Genomic DNA, 18,934 nt, shown 5'->3' on the forward strand with positions numbered 1-18,934 from the left:
GATGGATTTTGATTTACCAATGATATGGCTGGCGGTGATCCTGTTCGCCATCGCAATGTACGTGATCATGGACGGGTTCGACCTCGGGATCGGCATCCTCTTCCCGTTCGTCAAGGACAAGCATGACCGCGACGTGATGATGAACACCGTGGCCCCGGTCTGGGACGGCAACGAAACCTGGCTGGTGCTAGGTGGCGCCGGTCTCATGGCGGCCTTCCCGCTGGCGTATGCGGTGGTGCTGAGCGCCCTGTACCAGCCGATTATCCTGATGCTGCTGGGGCTGATTTTCCGCGGCGTGGCGTTCGAGTTCCGCTTCAAGGCGCCGGAGCGCGAGCAGGCGTTCTGGGACAAGGCCTTTATCGGCGGCTCCGTCACTGCGGCATTCTTCCAGGGGGTGACGCTAGGCGCCTATATCAACGGCATCGTGCTGAGCGGCAACGCATTCTCCGGCGGCGCATTTGACTGGGTCAGCCCGTTCTCGCTGTTTACCGGGCTGGGCGTGATGGTCGCCTATGCCATGCTGGGCAGCACCTGGCTCATCATGAAGACCGAAGACAAGTTGCAGCAGCGCATGCTGCAAGTCACCCGTCCGCTGGTAGGGCTGGTCGTGGTCGCACTCGCGGGCGTCAGCATCTGGACGCCGCTCGCCCACCCGAGCATCGCCGAGCGCTGGTTCAGCCTGCCCAATTTCTACTTCCTCTCCTTCGTGCCCGTGCTGGTCGCCATCAGCCTGTATTCCCTCATGCGCGAACTCAAGTCGGGCTATGACCGCCAGCCCTTCATCGCCGCCTTGATCATTGTGCTGCTGGGCTTGTTTGGCCTGGCGATCAGCATCTGGCCGCAGATCATCCCGCCGCACGTGACGATATGGGAAGCCGCAGCGCCCCCCGCCAGCCTCAAGTTCGCACTGGTCGGCACGCTGGCCATCATTCCGGTCATCCTGGTCTACACGATCTGGTCATACCGCGTCTTCAAGGGCAAGGTGCGGCACGGCGATGGCTACCACTGACCAGGATAAGGCGCGACCGGCCTGGACCAAGCGCCTGCTCTGGCTGGCCTTGATCTGGGCGGCCAGCGTCACGGCAATGCTGGCTGCGGCCTTTCTCATGCGGCTTTTCATGCAGGCCATCGGCCTGCATTCCTGAACGGCGGGACTTCCCGGCCTGGTTTGACAGCCGGGACGGGACGTGAAAGAATCAATCCATATTTGTCTGGCCGAATTCTCAGCCAGCGCTCACGTGATGGGGACGGCCCCATCATGCTCCACGATCCCGGGACGGCCCGAGCTGCATGAAAGGGTTGCATATGTCCTGGATATACCTGTTACTGGCCGGTGTGTTTGAAATCGGCTTCACCACCTGCCTGAAATTTTCCGAGAGCTTCAGCAAGCCTTTGCCTTCGGTCGGCTTCCTGGTGTTTACGATCCTGAGCTTCTTCATGCTCACCAAGGCGCTGGAAGGCATCCCGCTGGGAACCGCCTATGCCATCTGGACCGGCATCGGCGCCTGCGGTACCGCCGTCATCGGCATCTGGTTGTTCGGCGACCCGGCCGGCACCTTGCGCATCATGTTCTTGCTGCTGTTGATCGGCTCCATTATCGGCCTGAAGCTCGTATCGTAACGGTGTTGCAACGAGGAGGAAGGCAGGATCAGTAATCCTGCCACTCCCTCAAGACCGAGGCATCCACGGGCGCCGGCCCGACATGGCGCAGGTAATCGTCCTGCAACAAGCGCATGCGCAAGGCATCACGGTAAGAGCCGTTGGAGAAGAATTCTTCCTTCAAATGCCCTTCCACCTCGAAGCCGCAGGTTTCATAAATATGGATCGCCGCCTGGTTGTCCGTGTCCACGACCAGGTACACCTTGTGCAGGTTCAACACGCGGAAGGCATAGCCCACCGCAATGCGCGTCGCCGACTTGGCAAGGCCGCGGCCCTGGTAATCGGGCGCGATGATGATCTGGAACTCGGCGCGCCGGTGGATGTAGTTGATCTCCACCAGCTCGACCAGCCCTGCCAGCTCGCCGTTTTCCAGCTCGATAATGAAGCGCCGCTCGTTCTGGTCGTGAATGTGCCTGTCGTACAGGGCGACCAGCTCGTCATAAGCTTCGTAAGGCTCCTCGAACCAATAGCGCATAATGGTATCGTTGTTGTTGAGCTTGTGTACGAAATGCAGGTCGTTGCGTTCCAGCGGGCGCAAGTTGATGCGGTCGGGCATCGCCATAATCAATCCATATGCATTATGTGGGATAGCTTGATTATAGCGCGCCTGGAATGTGAACAAGCGCTAGACAAAATGCCAAGCAAGCGCAGGGCTAATGAGGCATTGGCTATTTGACGGGAGACACGGTAAAGCCTGAACGGCTGAGCAAATCGATGACGCCGCCCTCTCCAGGCAAATGCGCAGCGCCGACAGCCACGAATACTGGCTGCCGGCCGGCGGCAGCGGCAATGCGCTCAGCCATGCGCACGTTGCGCTCGTCCAGCAGCTTGACGCGCAGCTTTTCCCATAGCCCGGCAGGCAGGTCATCCGCCGTCAGTTCGGAATCCAGCGCGGCCACCTTATCCAGATCGCCGGAAAGATAAGCCTGTATCAGCAGTTCGAAGTCTTTTTCCTTTTGCTCCTGGCTGCGCTTGAGCACGCTGCGCAATATCTGCAATTGCTCTTCCAGTTTGATGCTTTCCAGTGCGGAAAAATGCTCCTGCGGCGTTTCCAGTGCCTCGACGGCTTTACCGGCACGTTGCGCCTGCAGGTAAAGTTGCACATCCAGGGTATAGGGAGACTGCGATACGGGCAGGTCGAACACCATGGCCAGCAGCCACGGCTTCATGCGCAACGCCATGTCGCGCGGCAGGCCGTGAAAATCGGCAGCGGCATAGACCTGCTCCAGCTCTGCTTCGGTCAGCATTTGGGCCAGGCTGCCCTGCATATAGTAAGGCGAGACGTCATTCGAGGGCAGCACTTCCATCATGAACGATTGCGCAGACTCGAGCGCCGCATTGACGGGCTCTGCCAAGGTCGTCACCCTGGGATCGTCCACATGGATGGTGCCGAACAGGTAGCTGACAGTGCCGTTGCCCGCCTGCACCTTCCACAGCATGCCGTCGCCAGCCGCCATGGCGACGGCGGACCACAGGCAGCAGGCGGAAAAAAAGCCCCGCAAGAGCAAACTTGTGAGGCTTAAGAAAATACGCATCTCCGTCATGCCGCGTTACGGACGGCCAGGCTTCCTGGCAGGCCTGCCGGAATGCGAAGCGGCAGGCCGCTTGCCGGCGACAGGCGCGCGGCCCGCCGGGCGTGGCGCAGCCGCGGCAGGCTTGGCCGCGCGGCGGCTGCCGTTGGCCTTGGCCTGCTCCTTGGGCAAGATGGGCTGCCAGGCCGGCACCAAGTGCTTCTTGCCGTTGCCGATCAGGTCTTCGCGGCCCATTTTCTTCAATGCCTCGCGCAGCATCGGCCAGTTGTTGGGGTCGTGATAGCGAATGAAAGCCTTGTGCAGGCGCCGTACGCCGCCCGCCTTGGGGATCGGCACGTCTTCGCTGTCGTGCGTCACCTTGCGCAAGGGGTTCTTGCCCGAATGGTACATGGCGGTCGCCATCGCCATCGGCGTCGGGGTGAAGGTCTGCACCTGGTCGAGCTTGAAATCGTATTTCTTCAGCCACAAGGCCAGGTTGAGCATGTCTTCATCGGTAGTGCCCGGGTGCGCCGCGATGAAGTAGGGAATCAGGTATTGCTCCTTGCCCGCCTCGCGCGAGAACCTTTCGAACATTTCCTTGAATTCGTCGTAGGCGGTCATCGCCGGCTTCATCATCTTGCTGAGCACGTTCTCCTCGGAATGCTCGGGCGCAATCTTGAGATAGCCGCCGACATGGTGCTGCACCAGTTCCTTCACGTATTCGGGCGATTTCACGGCAAGGTCGTAACGCAGGCCGGAGCCGATCTGGATACGCTTGATGCCGGGGATCGCCCTCGCCTTGCGGTAAAGCTGGATCAGGTGCGAATGGTCGGTATTGAGGTTCTCGCAGATGCCCGGGAACACGCAGGAAAGCTTGCGGCAATTCTTCTCTATGGTCTCGCTCTTGCAGGCGAGGCGGTACATGTTCGCTGTCGGCCCGCCGAGGTCGGAGATGGTACCGGTGAACCCTTCCACCTTGTCGCGCACTTCCTCGAGCTCCTTGAGGATGGAGGCTTCCGAGCGGCTCTGGATGATACGGCCCTCGTGCTCTGTAATCGAGCAGAACGTGCAGCCGCCGAAACAGCCGCGCATGATGTTGACCGAGAAACGGATCATCTCCCAGGCCGGGATACGCTCTCCCTTGTATGCCGGGTGCGGGGTGCGCGCGTACGTGAGGTCGTAGACATAGTCCATTTCCTTGGTCGTCAGCGGGATCGGCGGCGGATTCAGCCAGACTTCGCGGTCTCCGTGCCGTTGCACCAATACGCGCGCATTGCCCGGGTTGGCCTCGAGGTGCAGCACACGCGAGGCATGGGCGTACAGCACCGGGTCCTGGGAAACTTCCTCGAAGGCAGGCAGGCGGATGAACTGCCTGCTGCGCTCTGCCTTGGGCTTGTTCGGCTTGCGCACGATGGTGATGGCCTGCACGCCCGGCTCCAGGCCCTTATTGGCCGCAGCTGCGGCTGTGGATGCGCAGGACTCGCCGGTTTGCTCCATTGCCGGTTCCATCGCATAGGGGTCCACCGGCTTGTCTATCTTGCCCGGGCGGTCCAAGGCGGTGGAGGACACTTCCTCCCAGCCTTCAGGCACGTGCTTGCGCAGGAAGGCGGTGCCGCGTATATCGGTAATCTCGCTGACGGATTCGCCCTTGGCGATGCGGTGGCTGATCTCGACCAATGCACGCTCGGCGTTGCCATAGATCAGGATATCCGCCTTGGAATCGACCAGCACCGAACGGCGCACCTTGTCGGACCAATAATCGTAATGCGCAATCCGGCGCAACGAGGCCTCGATGCTGCCGATCACCAGCGGCACGCCCGGAAAGGCTTCGCGGCAACGCTGCGAATACACCAGAATGGCGCGGTCAGGCCGCTTGCCAGCTATCGCGCCAGGGGTGTACGCGTCGTCGGAGCGGATCTTGCGGTCCGCCGTGTAGTGGTTGACCATGGAATCCATGTTGCCGGCCGTAATGCCGAAATACAGGTTGGGCTTGCCCAGCGCCCGGAACGGATCGGCCGAATGCCAATCGGGCTGGGCAATGATGCCGACACGGAAGCCCTGGGCTTCCAGCAAGCGCCCCACCAAGGCCATGCCGAAACTGGGATGGTCGATATAGGCATCGCCCGTGACCAGGATAATGTCGCAACTATCCCAACCCAATTTCTCCATTTCCTCGCGCGTCATGGGTAGAATGGGGGCGGTGCCGAAGCGCTTGGCCCAGTATGGCCGATAAGCGCTCAATAAGCGTGGTGATTCCGGTCGTAATTCCATAGGGTCGGCATTTTACCTTGGAATCCCCGCAGCATGATGAAAATACGCTAAAAATTTATAAATTTAACTGATAAATCAGGCAATTATTCAATGACAACCAGTTTCATGCGCCTGAGGGCGCGACAAGCGGGCCGGGGTGCGACGGCCTTGTTATTCTCGCTGGCATTGCCGGCCCACGCCACCAACGGGTTCAACCTGATCGGCTTCGGGGCAGAGTCGCTGCTCATGGGCGGCGCCGATGTGGCGGTGGCGCGCGACAGCTCCGCCATCAACACCAATCCTGCCGGACTCGCCCAGGTCAAGGGCAAGGCGTTCGATGGCTTTGGCAGCGTGTTGCGCACCTTGGATTTATCGCATGAGGATCAATACGGCAGCGACGTGCATGCCTCCAACCGCTATACGCCCTTGGCCGGGGGCGGTTACGTGCAATCCCTGGAAAGCCTGCCATGTACGGCAGGAGTCGGCACATTCGTGCAAGGAGGCGCCGGCGGCGTATTCCGCAACATCAATACCTCACAGAACGGCCAGGATAATTTCTCTGCGAAGTTCGGGATTGCCAAGATTGGTATCGGCATAGGCTGCCAGGTGACTGAGCGGCTATCGCTGGGAACCACGGTAGGGTTAACCTATGCCAGTATCCAACAGTCGCTTTATCGCGACTCCCCCGGCATTGGCGGCATCAAACTTGAAGATGCCGACGGCATACGCCCCGACTTCAAGATCGGCCTGCAGTACAAGCTCAACCCCACATTGACCCTTGGTGCGGCTTACACGGAAAAAACCAAGCTGCCCCTCACCGGAGGGTCGTTCTCGCTTAATGCCGGGGCCCAGACATTCCATTACGATGACGCCAAGCTGGACGGTTTTGCCACACCCAGGGAAGTAGCGGTCGGCCTGGCCTGGAAGCCCGAGGTCGATTGGTTGCTCGCCTTCAAGCTCAACTGGATCAACTGGTCCGACGCGCTGAAATCCACCACATTGACCGCCCGCAATCCGGACAGCGCATTCGCGCCCTCCCAAATCACAAGCAGCAATCGCATGGACTGGCATGACCAGGTGGTATTGGCGCTGGGACTCGCCCACGAACTGAATGACAAGACCACGCTCTATGCCGGATACAACTACGGGCGCAATCCCATGCCCAGGGCGTCCACCACGCCGTTCATCGCGGGCATACTCGAGCATCACTACACCTTTGGCGCCGCTTACAAGTTCAGCCCTGAATGGACGTTCACCGGCGGCGTGGAATACTCCCCGGTGGTGAAAGTAAACTACAACAATAGAGAGTTGCCATTCGGCGATGCCCAGCTGCGAAACGAAGCCCTGTTCCTGCACTTCATGCTGAGCCGCCGCTGGCAATAGACATCAGGCGCGTTTGCCGCGCCCGATGCCGGGGCCTTACTTCTGCTCCAGCTCGATGCTGGAATCGAAACCAAACACCTTGCCCGCCCAGATGAACACCACCCAGACCAGCACCCCGAACGGCAAGTAGCCGAAGAAGCCCAGCAACGGCATTTCCGCAAAAATGTGGATCACGTCGACATAGGGAATGTTGTAGATCCAGTAGTTGGGATTGGTCTGCAATTCGGGCAACGGATGCGCGCTGCCGTAGTTCCATACTTCCCAGAAAAAGCCGTTGAAGAGCGAAGCCAGCGCCACCAGGATCATCGGGGTCCAGTTGCCCTGGGCCAGCGCGCTGACCGGGTTCCAGATATTGAGGCGCATGAGTATGCCCGCCACCACTGCGAACGGCCCGATCCATACCACCCAGAACAATGGGTAAGGCAGGAAGGTCATGAGGAAAATCAGCGCAAACCCGCCCCAGATCAACAGCCAGGCAGGCAATGCCAGCTTCGGGCCCTGGCTATAGCGGCTAGCCAGTTTTGGACAGGTCTTGAGCAACGTGTACCATTCAAAGATAGCGGGCCACACGGTGGTGTAGGCGATGAGGAACAAGGCCACGATCAAGCCGTGCGACAAGCCGGGAATGTGCGTATTGGGGTAATACCAGTTCCCCAGCACGAAGTAGTCGTAATACTCGAAAAACAGCCAGCCGAATACCGATACCAGCGCACTGATGGCGAAGGTTTTCGGCTTGCTGGACAGCAGCGAGACGCCATTGTTGCGCCGGTAGGTCCAGCCATCCAGCACCAGGATGAAACCCCACCACATCGGGCTGAAGGCATAATAGACCAGGTTGCCAAATGGCGTGACGCGCGCCCACATCAGCCACCAGAAGAACAGGGTGAATGCCGCACCGATCCAGAACCAGAGCGGGAACGGCTTTTTAGCGGGCTTAGGTGAGGGCGGGACCGGCTTGAAGCCGAACCAGCCCGGGAACAGCAGGAAAATGCCGAAGGCGATTTCCACCAGGGCAATGACGATGAATATCGTCAGGTTGAAGCCCGGCACGGGTTGGTCGTAATCGGGCGGGAATACGCCGAACCCCGGCGGCAGATGGGTATCGGGATAGGCGAACCATGCAGCGATCAATGGCAGTGCCAGACAGACCAGCACAGGCCAAAGCAAAGGCCATTTCTTCATTTTTTATCCTCCTTGTGATCAAACGGTTGTCGTTGTTTTTCTCGGATGTTGCTCGGCACTACGCTGGCGTTCACGCTTCTGCGCATACATGCGCGTGTCCGCCAGATACTTGAGCATGTTGCTGTCACGGCTTTCCATGGCATGGGCGATGCCGTAACTCATGCCCGCAAACTCGAACCCCTGCTTCCGCAGCATATCAATCGACCTCGCCAGGCATGCCTCCAGCTTTTGCACATTGCCTTGCGGACTGGTAATCGCAAACTCATCCCCACCGATCCGGTGCAGGACGCCCAGTTCGCCGAGCGCCTCATTCACCGTGTAGGCAAAAGAACGCAGCAGTTCGTCACCGCGCTTGTGGCCGTAGTTGTCGTTGTAGAACTTGAGGCCGTCGATATCAATGAAGACCAGCACGCCGTCGACCGGCAGCGCGGACAACTCCTGGTCCAGCGCGTAACGGTTGGGCAGCTCGGTCAGGGCATCGGTATGGGCGATCTTCAGGTGCCGTTTCGACAGCGTCAAGGCATGCTCCTTTTCATAGTTGAGCAAGGCAAACTGGCGCGCCAATACCAGGGCCAGCAGCACCATCTCGACCGTCACCGCCAGCATTCCCAGGTGCTCTATATAGAAAGTCTGCGACCCGCTCACGCGCGTATTGGTGATGGAGTACGCGCCAATCACGAAAAAGGCCGAGATCGCGCCCAGGTAGTACTTCGCAATCAGGTTTCCCCGCCATGCCTTCCTGATCCCCGCCGTCAATCCATACAGCATGATCAGGCCGACCCCGACCCGCGCGAGCTCCAGCGAAATATTGGGCCAGATCATGGCTGCCGGAATGAACAGGGCGAGCAGGAAAATAATGCCGTGCCCCAGCCGGCACAGCTTGGAATCGGAGTACCTGCGCAGCTCGAGCAGGTAGATCACGAAATAGACGTAGGCAATATTGGAGAACAGGATGGGGAAACTGATCAGGTAAAACCAATGCACGCCGAACAGGTCCGGCAGGATCAACAATGCCGTGCCGTTGTAGAAAATGTTGCCGAGGATGAACAGGGCGTACATGCGGTCCGTTGCCTGCTTGCGGATATATCCCAGGGCCGCGTAGTAGATCGCGAGGATCAGCATGGCGCCGTATGACACCAATACGACGGCGTTGCCGAACTTGATCGACTGCTGGTATTCCGGAAGCGTGGCGATGTAGGGCTGCGGGTGGGCAAGGAAAAACGGCGCGCTGACCTCGCTCACCAGTTCGTAGCGCCCCGCTGGCAGCATGAGGTCGCGGCCATGGCGCAGCATGTAGGGGTTGGCGACGCGGGATTGTATTCCGCCCTTGAGCGCCGCCACCTGCTCCCCAGCGGCATTATAGATATGATGGGTAAAATGGCCGATGACGCTCGAGCTGTCGAAATCGATGACGTAGTGCCCAGCCTCAGCCAGGTCGAATGCGGCCTTGTAGATGAAATGCCCGCCGGTCTTGGCGGGGCTGGTGACAGGTTTCAATCCGTCCTGTTCGTTCCATGCCTCTTTCGAGCCGTCATGCTCGACGGCTTCATACCACGTGCCGCTCCCTGCCAACGGTTGGGCGTGTGCCAATAGCACTTGGCACGCCAACAGGCATGATAACAGCCAGCGCATAGTCCAGCGCTTGATCGGCATGGCTTTCACCATCAATGGCATGAACGCAACCATTCCCTCCCCTGAATGAAGCTGTATGAACCGGCCGACCCGAAGGCCTCCATGCTTGGCTGAGCATTCTACAATGCTGCTGCCGACCCCAGCATAAAAAAGTTTTATGGGGGCCTTTGTTCGGTCCATGCGCACGGAATGCGCCGTCAAGCCTTGAAGGCAAACCGCCTGTATTGCGGCCGCCCTTGCGTCATTCAGTTAATTTTTATATAAAAATCAAATGCCGGATATCCAATTCCAGCATTGAATCCACACTAAAAGCGCTGCCTACTCCCCTAAACAATTGAAGCAATTAGTGTTCCTAAATCGCTATTCAGCGGTCATTTCCTTCCGCATGCCCTGTCCCTGCAGGCCGCCAGCGCCGCAACATCAAGGCATTGGTGACCACGCTTGCCGAACTCAAGGCCATCGCCGCACCTGCCATGACCGGGTTCAGCAACCCCATGGCCGCCAACGGGATCCCCACCAGGTTGTAAATAAACGCCCAGAACAAGTTCTGCCTTATCTTGCTGTAAGTACGGCGCGAAATCGCGATCGTATCCGCCACCAGCAATGGGCTGCTCCGCATCAAGGTGACAGCTGCGGTATGCATCGCCACATCCGTCCCGCTGGACATGGCAAAGCCAATATCCGCCGCAGCCAGCGCAGGCGCGTCATTGATGCCGTCGCCGACCATGGCCACTATTCTGTCCTTTTGCCGCAGACTCGTCACGACTGCCGCCTTGGTATCGGGCAATTGCTCTGCGTATACCTCGTCAAGCTCCAGTTGCTGGCTGATGCGCTGCGCGCTGGCCTGGTTGTCGCCTGTCAACAGCAACACCCTGATGCCGAGCGCGTGTAAATGCTCTATCGACGCCGCAGCCTCGGACTTGAGCTCATCGCCAAACGCCATGAGGCCAAGCAGTTCAGGCTGCCCTGCGTCATTATCCGCGGCAAGCCAGGAAATGGTATACCCGTGGCCCGTCAGCGACGCAAGCTCGGCCTGCATGCCATCCGTCGCCACGCCCGCCTGATGCATGGCGCGCTGGTTGCCCAGCCAGACGCGACGGCCATCGACCTTCGCCATCAGGCCGCTGCCAGGCAACGCCACGGCATCCGTCGCGGTGGCAGCCTCCACCCCTGCGGCTTGTGCATGCTCCAGTACCGCAACAGCCAGCGGATGGTGGCTGCCCCGTTCCAGTGCCGCCGCCAGCCTGAGCAACTGAAGCTCCTGTCCCGGCACGCTGGCCACCTTGACCACGCGCGGCTTGCCCACCGTCAGCGTGCCGGTCTTGTCGAATGCCACCGTATTGATCCTGTGCGCCAGCTCCAGCGCATCCGCATCCTTGATGAGGATGCCGTATCGCGCCGCGACGCCAGTCCCTGCCATGATGGCAGTAGGCGTTGCCAGCCCGAGCGCGCAAGGGCAGGCAATCACCAGCACCGCCACCGCATTGAGCACGGCCTGCTCCCACTGACCGTCGTGCCACACCCACCCTGCCAATGTCAGCGCGGCAATTAGCAGCACCAGCGGCACGAATACGGCGCTCACCTTGTCGACCAAGCGCTGAATGGCCGGCTTGGCGATCTGCGCATCCTCCACCATGCGGATGATGCGGGACAGGGTGGTCTCTGAGCCGATCGCCGTCGTCTCCACCAGCAATACGCCATCCAGATTCACGGCACCGCCTGTCACCTTGCCGTCCACCCCTTTCTTGACCGGCACGCTTTCGCCAGTGAGCATGGATTCATCAAGGTGGCTGCTGCCTTCGCGTATCAGCCCGTCCACAGGCACCCTTTCCCCCGGACGCACCAGCACCATGTCGCCTACCATGACTTCAGCCAATGGCACATCCCGCTCGACGCCGTCGCGGCGGACGCGCGCAATATCCGGACGCAATGCCTGCAATGCGCGTATAGCTTCGGTGGTCTGGCGCTTGGCGCGGCTTTCCAGCCACTTTCCCAGCAGGACCAGGGTGATGACGGCGCTGCTGGCCTCGAAATACAGATGCGCGGAGTGCTGCCAGAGCAGGTACACGGAAAGCCCATAGGCTGCGGAAGTCCCGATAGCGACCAGCAAGTCCATGTTGCCCGAAAGATTGATCGCAGCCTTCCATCCCGCACGGTAAAACCGGGCACCCAGCCAGAACTGCACCGGCGTTGCCAGCAGCCACTGCACCCAACCGGGCAGCATCCAGTGCTGTCCCAGCAGCATTCCCGCCATCGGCAGCACCAGCGGCAAGGTCAGCAAGGCGGCGATGCCGACCTTCCAGCCGCCCTGTATATCCTCGACCGGCGCAATGGGGGCGTCCGGCCTGATCAGGCGGGCCTGGTAGCCAAGCTTGGACACCGCCTGCTCGACCTGTTGCGCCAGGTCGGCGCCAACCGCTTCCACATGCGCTTTTTCGGTTGCCAGGTTGACATTCGCAAGCTGCACGCCCGGCAGCTTGTTCAAGGATTTCTCGATGCGCCCTGCACAAGCTGCGCAAGTCATGCCGGTAATGGCGAAATCCAGTTTTTCCAATGGTGGCTGCTTTGTCATCGCGACAACTTCCTTATCATATCAATCTTGCACAGGCTTAGAGCCTATTCAAAGTCTTTTTATAGGTACGCATGGCTTGAAAACGCGTCCGGTCAAGACGCAGTCCGCAGGTAATGCTCATTGCCTTGCCAAGGACTGCAACGCAGAACGGGCGCGTTTTCAACTCATGCCCTGCGGGTTGAACCGTCAAGGCAGCCGCTGCTGCGTTGCAAATCCTCGCCGGGCAATGAGCACGTCTGCGGTTTGCGCCTTGCTTCAGCTGCCTTGCCGATTCAACGTATCCTATAAAAAGACTTTGAACAGGTTCTTAGGCCAAGGCTTGACTTTATCATGCGGGAAAGGCGCATACTGTTGCGCCTGTATCCAACCAATTCTCAATTTTTCAATCTGGAGCTATTCATGCATACATTCAAGGTCAACGACATGAGCTGCAATCATTGCGTACAGACGATCACCCAGGCTGCGCAGGCGGTCGACCCGCAGGCAAAAGTCACGGTGGACCTCGCGGAAAAGGCCGTGCATATAGACAGCAACGCCAATATCGCCCGCTTTCGCGATGCGATCAGCGAAGCCGGCTACACGCCTGAATAGATACCGCGCTGCCGGACCAATTCAGAGGGCGTGACGCTAATGCCCTTCATGCCCACCCGGCTTCCTGATATGCAAGGTATGCCCCTCGCCGCTTGCAGCGGGCGCCCTGCTCACCGGCACTCCGCTGGCGTCGACTTCGTGCGCCACCGTACCGGGAGGATTCGGGTAATCTCCCGGATCGCTGTAATCTCCGACCTTCAATCCCGCACGCACTTTGACCGCAGTAAACATGCCGCCCATGTGCATGTCCCCGAACTGGCCCTTGCCGCTCATCATCGGCAGGGTATTTTCCGGCAGGGGCATGTCCATCTCGCCCATTTCCGCCATGCCGCTTTCGCCCATGGGCATGTAGTCCGGCAGCAGCTGCGTGATCTTGTCGACCAGCCCTTTCTGCTCTACGCCTATCATGGTCGGCACCTGGTGGCCCATGGCATTCATGGTATGGTGGCTCTTGTGGCAATGGAAAGCCCAGTCTCCCGGCGCATCGGCGACAAACTCGACCGCGCGCATCTGGCCGACTGCGATATCGGTGGTCACTTCCGGCCAGCGCGCCGCAGGCGGGACCCAGCCGCCGTCAGTCCCCGTCACGGTAAACTCGTGCCCGTGCAGATGGATAGGATGGTTGGTCATGCTGAGGTTGCCGACGCGTATGCGCACCCGTTCGTTCAGTCCGGCCACCATCGGGGCTATACCCGGGAACACGCGGCTGTTGAAGGTCCAGAGATTGTGCTCCAGCATGGTCGCCACCTTGGGCGTGTAACTGCCAGGGTCGATGTCATAGGCATTGATAAGGAAAACATAGTCCCGGTCCACGCGCATGAAATCGGGATTTTTCGGGTGCGTGACCCAGAACCCCATCATGCCCATGGCCATTTGCACCATTTCGTCGGCATGCGGGTGATACATAAAGGTACCGGCGCGCTTGGCCTCGAATTCGTAAACGAAGGTCTTGCCGGCCGGGATCGCCGGTTGCGTGAGGCCGCTCACGCCGTCCATGCCATTGGGCAGGCGCTGCCCGTGCCAGTGGACGCTGGTTGCCTCCGGCAGGCGATTGGTGACGTAGATGCGCACGCGATCCCCCTCCACCACCTCGATCGTCGGCCCAGGGCTCTGGCCGTTGTAACCCCACAGATGCGCCTGCATGCCGGGCGCGATCTCCCGCACCACGGGTTCCGCCACCAGGTGGAACTCCTTGACGCCGTCGCGCATGCGCCAGGGCAGGCTCCAGCCGTTTAAGGTCACCACCGGGTGAAAAGGCCTGCCGTTGCCTGGCGCACGCGGCACCTGGGTTTCTGCACTCCCCATGCTGGCAATTTCCGGCAAAGCCGCCATTGCCACCTTGCTGACCGTGCCTGCCGCCACTGCGGCCGCCCCCAGCTTGAAAAAATCACGGCGATTCAACATTATTCTCCCCTTCCATTCGCATCCAGCGATGCCACGGGCCCCATGGTCGCCATCGTCAGCCCGGCGTCCGCCAGCCAGAAATCACGCACGGCATTGATATACCGGCTTACGCTGCTGACCTGCTCGCGCGCGTCCGCAAGCAATTCGAAGGCGCTGAGCAGCATGCCGTTGTAGCGCAGCTGGTGCTCTTGCAGAATGCGCTGGCGCAGCGGCACGATCTCGTCTTGGACATGGCGCGCCATTTCGTAACGCACGCGGTAGCGTGCATATGCGGCCCGCACCTCGGTTTCAGCATCGATGGCTGTTTGTGCCGTACGCTCGAGCGCCTGCGTATAGATTGCCTCGGCGCGCTTCACGCGCGCGCTGCCCCAGTCGAACAATGGCAGTTCAAAGCCCAGCGTGATGCCCTTCTTGTAAGCCTCGCCGCGCCGCCCCTCCAGCACGCGGGCCGGGCCGATATCCAGCACATTGATCAGGCGCGTGGTCTTGCTCAAGCCGAGCTGCTTGGCGAGCGCATCCACCTCGGCACGCATCGCCAGCAAGTCCAGCCTCTGCAGGAAAGCCTGCTGCTGCACCTGCAAGAGATCCTCCTCCTTGGCCGGCAGATCAGGCAGGCGCGGCGGCAGCGTGAATTGCTCGCTGTTCCCCAGCCCGATCACGCGTGACAACCGCTCGCGCGTCATGCGCTGGTGTTCGCGCGCCGCCGCATACTCCAGCGCGGCATCGGCATAAAAGCTTTGCTCGCGCGCCTGGTCCAGCTTGCTCCAGTTGCCTTGCTGGTGCATGCGCCGCGCCAGCTCGGCCGCCGCTTCCGCCGCCTGCATCACCTGCGCGGCATACAGCGACGATTGCTCCGCCGCGACAGCCGCAACCCAGGCTTGCCGGGTTGCCTGCGCCAAGGCCAGCACCTGCAGGCTCACCTCGCGCTTGGCCTGTTCGAAGCGTTGCTGCTCCACGGCCTTGGCCTGAGGCATCGTCAGCAGGGAAAATAGATTGAAGGTGAACGACTGCTCGATCTTGTAGTCGCCGTCATGGCGCGTGTACAGCATGGAGAAACGCAGATTTGGCAAGCGCCCGGCCTGCACCAGGTCCGCTTCGGCAATGCCGAGCGCGGCGAAACCGGCTTTCAGGCCCCGGTTGTTCAACAAGGCCAGCTGCACGGCTTCCTCGACTCCGAGCGGCTTTGCTAACAATTCCTCCGTCCACTGCTGCGAAGAAACCTCTCCAGCACTATCCAAGGCCACGTCCTGTTTCAGGCGTTGGGCAACCGTGGAGCGTACATCGTCCATGCCGCCGTCGCGGCTGAACGTGGCGCAGCCGCTGAGCAGGCCAGTGACGATGGCAAGAGCAAGGATGGCAAGGCAGGATATATATTGCTTAGGCAACAACTTGACCATGATCATTCCCCATGCATGTGATGGTGGCCGTCTCCGTGCTGCCCATCATCATGTTGCGTGGCATGCTGATGCTGCTCATGGCCGGCATGGTCGTGGTGCATATCGTGTTCGGCATGCGGCTGCAGCGGGGCGGCTGCGGCGCCCTGCTCGAATTTCTGGTATTGCCCGAGGACCGGCTCATGACGCAAGGCCGGACTCGGCTCGGTTTCAGCCTCTGCTGCCGCCACGGGCAGGACAAGGCACAGGCAGCCTAAAGCTGACAAGGCTATATTGAATCGCATGATGCTCTCCATTCATGATATGAAGCCTGCTTGATGCAAGCGGGCCATTAAAACCTTTGGCCGCAGAGGCAGCGGCCATGACGAGATCAGATGGAGGGCGGGATCGGCGGGCGCTGCCATTGCGCCAGGGCAGGCGGAAAATAAATCAGGCTTGGCGCGATGTCCACCTGGCGAGGCGGCAAATCGGGCGTAGACATGCGGATGGAAATAGGCAATACGCTGAAGCATGACAGGCAATCATGGCAGTTCCTGCAATTGTCGCCATGCTGCTCATCATGCTGATACGCGCCGTCATCATGCTGCGCGTGATCGTGGGTAACATGATGCTGATGCGCCGCTGGCCGCGCTGTCGCAGGGGAAACGGCAGGCAGATGCAGGCTGCTGCTGGCCGCTACGGTATCCGCGAGGAACATGGTCAGCAGCAACAGGATGATGGTGCGATAAAGGCGCATGGAAGAAAAATAGCACAATCAGGACATGCAGCAAAGCCGCAACTGCATTATGCTAAGCTAATCCTGACCATGTCGCCACAATCCGTTACTCACCAACGCTCATGAGCCATCAATACTACCGCTTGCCTGGCGGCCTGGTGCGTGCATTGCAGGCGAATACGCCCTTCCCTCCCTTGGAGGCTGCATTGCAGGAGCCCAACGGGTTAATCGCAATCGGCGGCGAACTGACTGCCGAACGCCTGCTCAGCGCCTATTACCAAGGCATATTCCCCTGGTTCAGCGAAGGAGAGCCCGTATTGTGGTGGAGCCCGGACCCGCGCATGGTGCTGCTCCCCGGTGAGCTGAAAATATCCAGGTCGTTGGCCAAGCGGCTCAAGCGCCAGGATTACGAAATCCGCTACAACACAGCCTTCAAGGAAGTGATCGCCGCATGCGCTGCCACCCCACGCGAAGGCCAGAACGGCACCTGGATCACCGAAGGCATCATGGAAGCCTATACCACGCTGCACCAGCTCGGCCATGCCCACAGCGCCGAGACCTGGATGGACGGCAAACTGGTAGGGGGCTTGTACGGCGTCAGCCTAGGCAGGATGTTCTACGGGGAGTCCATGTTCCACCATGCTACCGACGCCTCCAAGCTCGCATTCGTGCATATGGTGCAACGCCTCCAGGCCCTGGGTTGCGGCATGATCGACTGCCAGATGAAGACCCAGCACCTGGCTTCGCTGGGCGCGCGTGAAATTCCACGCGCAGAATTTTCACAACGGCTGCATGAGTTGGTACACTATCCGACATGACATTGCCCGGCGAACAGCACCTGCACAAAATCCAGTTCTACGCCACCACGGCGTATTCCTGCGGTTACCTTGCAGATAAACCAGCGCAATCGCTGATTGCCACACCCCACCATTTAATCGACGCCCATACTTACAGCGGCCTGATACAGCTAGGTTTCCGCCGCAGCGGCAAGTTTGCCTACCGCCCCCATTGCGAGACCTGCCATGCCTGCATCCCTGTCAGGCTGCCGGTGGCGGACTTCCGGCCCAGCCGCAGCCAGCGCCGGGCCTGGAAGCAGCACCAGGACCTGTCCGTCGCCCTCATGGAGCTGACATTCTCGGAAGAGCACTTTGCCCTCTATTCCGCGTACCAGGTCGCCCGGCATGAGGGCGGTTCCGGCGACCCGGAAACCGCGGAGCAATACCGCAATTTCCTGGTACAGAGCAATGTCGAAAGCCTGATGGTGGAATTCCGCGAAAACGGCGTACTGAAAATGGTCAGCGTCGTGGACATCGTACGCGACGGCGTTTCCGCGGTCTATACCTTCTATGATGCGGCGGACCGCCATGCGAGTTACGGCACTTACAACATCCTCTGGCTGCTGGACTGGTGCGCGAGCCTCAACCTGCCTTACCTTTACCTGGGCTACTGGATCAAGGAAAGCCGCAAGATGGCCTACAAGCAAAACTTCCTGCCCCAGGAAGGCTTGATCGACGGCGAATGGCGCCCGATCCATGCAGAACAGCCTCACACTGAACAGCCTGAACAACAAAAATAATACTGCCTGCAGTGAACCAATTCCGCGTTCACCACTCCTAGCATTACTCCTTGTCATCTCCTGCAACCGGCGTTTTGTGCTTATCTGCCTTCGCACAAAACGTCTTGGTTGCCTTTCCCCATCCAGATGATGACGGCCGGCATGTTACAATTGCGCTTTTAACTCCGCGCTTTATCCTCATCTTGAAAAAACTGCTTGTTTTCGGCGTCGGCCTGATTGGCGGCTCGCTCGCACTTGCGCTCAAGGCAGCAAACGCAGGCTGGCATATCACCGGCGTCGGACGCACGGGCGACAGCCTGCAGGAAGCCCTCGCCCTTGGCATCATCGATGAAGCCGTGAGCGACCTCGCCGCAACGCTCCAAGATGCGGACGTGGTCATGATCGCCACCCCGGTGGCGCAGATTGCCCCTATCTTGCAGCGTATTGCCCCCCACCTCGCAGACAAGACCATCGTCACCGATGCGGGCAGCACCAAGGCCGATATCGCCGAACAGGCACAGCACATCCTCGGCAATGCGGCATCGCGCTTCGTGCCCGGCCACCCGATTGCAGGCGCGGAGAAAAGCGGCCCCTCTGCCGCGCAAGCCACGCTATACCAGAACAAGAATGTGGTGCTCACCCCGGGCGAGCATACCGACCCGGCAGCGGTCCAGGCGGTTCGCGCGCTCTGGGCCAGCACCGGCGCCGTCGTGCGCGAAATGAGCCCGAGCGGGCATGACACCGTCTTTGCCGCGGTCAGCCACCTGCCGCACCTGCTGGCCTTTGCCCTCGTGGATGAATTGGCCGCCCGTCCGGATGCGGACCAGTTCTTCGAGTTCGCCGCCAGCGGCTTCCGCGACTTCACCCGCATTGCGGGCAGCTCGCCGGAAATGTGGCGCGACATCAGCCTTGCCAACCGTACTGCCCTGCTGCAGGAGCTGGACCACTACCAGGCAGCTCTCGCCGATCTGCGCCACACCCTGGAACAAGGCGATGCAGCCGGCCTTCAAGCTACCTTTGAACGTGCCAGCCATGCCCGCAATGCCTGGGCCGGGCGCAACACATCCGCATCATGGAAGAATTAAG

At 60.1% G+C, this 18,934-nt stretch carries 18 protein-coding genes; 9 read left to right on the plus strand and 9 right to left on the minus strand.

Translation table 11 applies throughout. The features are described 5' to 3' along the window. Position 1: 1 nt before the first annotated feature. From cydB to ACW4YW_RS02790, 3 genes are all read left to right on the plus strand, one after another. Positions 2 to 1,009, plus strand: coding sequence for a cytochrome d ubiquinol oxidase subunit II (gene cydB, locus ACW4YW_RS02780; RefSeq protein ID WP_457136156.1), 1,008 nt, complete (start codon positions 2 to 4; stop codon positions 1,007 to 1,009). Further along, positions 996 to 1,145 (plus strand): DUF2474 domain-containing protein, encoded by a 150-nt coding sequence (locus tag ACW4YW_RS02785; protein ID WP_457136157.1) that lies wholly within the window; start codon positions 996 to 998, stop codon positions 1,143 to 1,145. Before cydB ends, ACW4YW_RS02785 begins: the two co-directional genes overlap by 14 nt. Positions 1,146 to 1,305: 160 nt before the next feature. Next, entirely contained in the window at positions 1,306 to 1,620 is a 315-nt protein-coding gene (locus ACW4YW_RS02790) for a DMT family transporter (RefSeq protein ID WP_457136158.1), read from the plus strand. A gap of 28 nt (positions 1,621 to 1,648) precedes the next feature. On the opposite strand, the gene speG is transcribed toward ACW4YW_RS02790, so the two are convergent. The 3 genes from speG to ACW4YW_RS02805 form a co-directional block, all read right to left on the minus strand. Next, positions 1,649 to 2,221, minus strand: a complete 573-nt coding sequence (gene speG / locus ACW4YW_RS02795) for a spermidine N1-acetyltransferase (RefSeq protein WP_457136159.1) — start codon at positions 2,219 to 2,221, stop codon at positions 1,649 to 1,651. A gap of 106 nt (positions 2,222 to 2,327) precedes the next feature. Continuing rightward, the gene (locus ACW4YW_RS02800; protein ID WP_457136160.1) at positions 2,328 to 3,194 is read right to left on the minus strand and encodes a TraB/GumN family protein; all 867 of its coding nucleotides are present in this window, start codon (positions 3,192 to 3,194) and stop codon (positions 2,328 to 2,330) included. Between the two features lie 15 nt (positions 3,195 to 3,209). Then, positions 3,210 to 5,441 carry a YgiQ family radical SAM protein gene (locus ACW4YW_RS02805; RefSeq protein WP_457136161.1) on the minus strand — a complete coding sequence of 744 codons (2,232 nt, stop codon included), beginning with the start codon at positions 5,439 to 5,441 and terminating at the stop codon, positions 3,210 to 3,212. A 90-nt stretch (positions 5,442 to 5,531) separates the two neighbouring features. Here ACW4YW_RS02805 and ACW4YW_RS02810 point away from each other — a divergent pair, with 90 nt between their 5' ends. Continuing rightward, entirely contained in the window at positions 5,532 to 6,803 is a 1,272-nt protein-coding gene (locus ACW4YW_RS02810; RefSeq protein ID WP_457136162.1) for an OmpP1/FadL family transporter, read from the plus strand. A 36-nt stretch (positions 6,804 to 6,839) separates the two neighbouring features. On the opposite strand, the gene ACW4YW_RS02815 is transcribed toward ACW4YW_RS02810, so the two are convergent. The 3 genes from ACW4YW_RS02815 to ACW4YW_RS02825 form a co-directional block, all read right to left on the minus strand. Further along, a complete protein-coding gene (locus ACW4YW_RS02815) occupies positions 6,840 to 7,985 on the minus strand; it encodes a mechanosensitive ion channel protein MscS (protein WP_457136163.1) in 1,146 nt (381 codons plus the stop codon). An 18-nt stretch (positions 7,986 to 8,003) separates the two neighbouring features. Further along, positions 8,004 to 9,671, minus strand: a complete 1,668-nt coding sequence (locus ACW4YW_RS02820) for a GGDEF domain-containing protein (protein WP_457136164.1) — start codon at positions 9,669 to 9,671, stop codon at positions 8,004 to 8,006. 310 nt (positions 9,672 to 9,981) lie between these two features. Next, positions 9,982 to 12,189, minus strand: coding sequence for a heavy metal translocating P-type ATPase (locus ACW4YW_RS02825; protein WP_457136165.1), 2,208 nt, complete (start codon positions 12,187 to 12,189; stop codon positions 9,982 to 9,984). Between the two features lie 399 nt (positions 12,190 to 12,588). On the opposite strand from ACW4YW_RS02825, the gene ACW4YW_RS02830 reads away from it, so the two are divergent. Further along, positions 12,589 to 12,780: a heavy-metal-associated domain-containing protein gene (locus tag ACW4YW_RS02830; RefSeq protein ID WP_457136166.1), complete on the plus strand. Its 192-nt coding sequence runs from the start codon at positions 12,589 to 12,591 to the stop codon at positions 12,778 to 12,780. 36 nt (positions 12,781 to 12,816) lie between these two features. Here the strand turns inward: ACW4YW_RS02830 and ACW4YW_RS02835 are convergent, their stop codons facing one another. Further along, the gene (locus ACW4YW_RS02835) at positions 12,817 to 14,184 is read right to left on the minus strand and encodes a multicopper oxidase family protein (RefSeq protein ID WP_457136167.1); all 1,368 of its coding nucleotides are present in this window, start codon (positions 14,182 to 14,184) and stop codon (positions 12,817 to 12,819) included. Next, complete coding sequence (locus ACW4YW_RS02840; protein ID WP_457136168.1) at positions 14,184 to 15,581, minus strand: TolC family protein; 1,398 nt, start codon at positions 15,579 to 15,581, stop codon at positions 14,184 to 14,186. Before ACW4YW_RS02840 ends, ACW4YW_RS02835 begins: the two co-directional genes overlap by 1 nt. Before the next feature lie 11 nt (positions 15,582 to 15,592). Here ACW4YW_RS02840 and ACW4YW_RS02845 point away from each other — a divergent pair, with 11 nt between their 5' ends. Beyond that, on the plus strand, positions 15,593 to 15,835 hold the full coding sequence (locus ACW4YW_RS02845; protein WP_457136169.1) for a hypothetical protein: 243 nt from the start codon (positions 15,593 to 15,595) through the stop codon (positions 15,833 to 15,835). Positions 15,836 to 15,948: 113 nt separating this feature from the next. On the opposite strand, the gene ACW4YW_RS02850 is transcribed toward ACW4YW_RS02845, so the two are convergent. Beyond that, positions 15,949 to 16,314 carry a hypothetical protein gene (locus ACW4YW_RS02850; RefSeq protein WP_457136170.1) on the minus strand — a complete coding sequence of 122 codons (366 nt, stop codon included), beginning with the start codon at positions 16,312 to 16,314 and terminating at the stop codon, positions 15,949 to 15,951. Between the two features lie 101 nt (positions 16,315 to 16,415). Between ACW4YW_RS02850 and aat the strand changes: the two genes are divergently transcribed. The 3 genes from aat to ACW4YW_RS02865 all read left to right on the plus strand — a co-directional run bounded on the left by aat (position 16,416) and on the right by ACW4YW_RS02865 (position 18,933). Further along, entirely contained in the window at positions 16,416 to 17,111 is a 696-nt protein-coding gene (gene aat / locus ACW4YW_RS02855; protein ID WP_457136171.1) for a leucyl/phenylalanyl-tRNA--protein transferase, read from the plus strand. Further along, positions 17,108 to 17,869, plus strand: a complete 762-nt coding sequence (locus ACW4YW_RS02860) for an arginyltransferase (protein WP_457136172.1) — start codon at positions 17,108 to 17,110, stop codon at positions 17,867 to 17,869. The genes aat and ACW4YW_RS02860 overlap by 4 nt, the downstream gene beginning before the upstream one ends. A 182-nt stretch (positions 17,870 to 18,051) precedes the next feature. Then, positions 18,052 to 18,933: a prephenate dehydrogenase gene (locus ACW4YW_RS02865; protein WP_457136173.1), complete on the plus strand. Its 882-nt coding sequence runs from the start codon at positions 18,052 to 18,054 to the stop codon at positions 18,931 to 18,933. Position 18,934: the final 1 nt, after the last annotated feature.

It is taken from the genome of Methylobacillus pratensis (assembly GCF_054072455.1).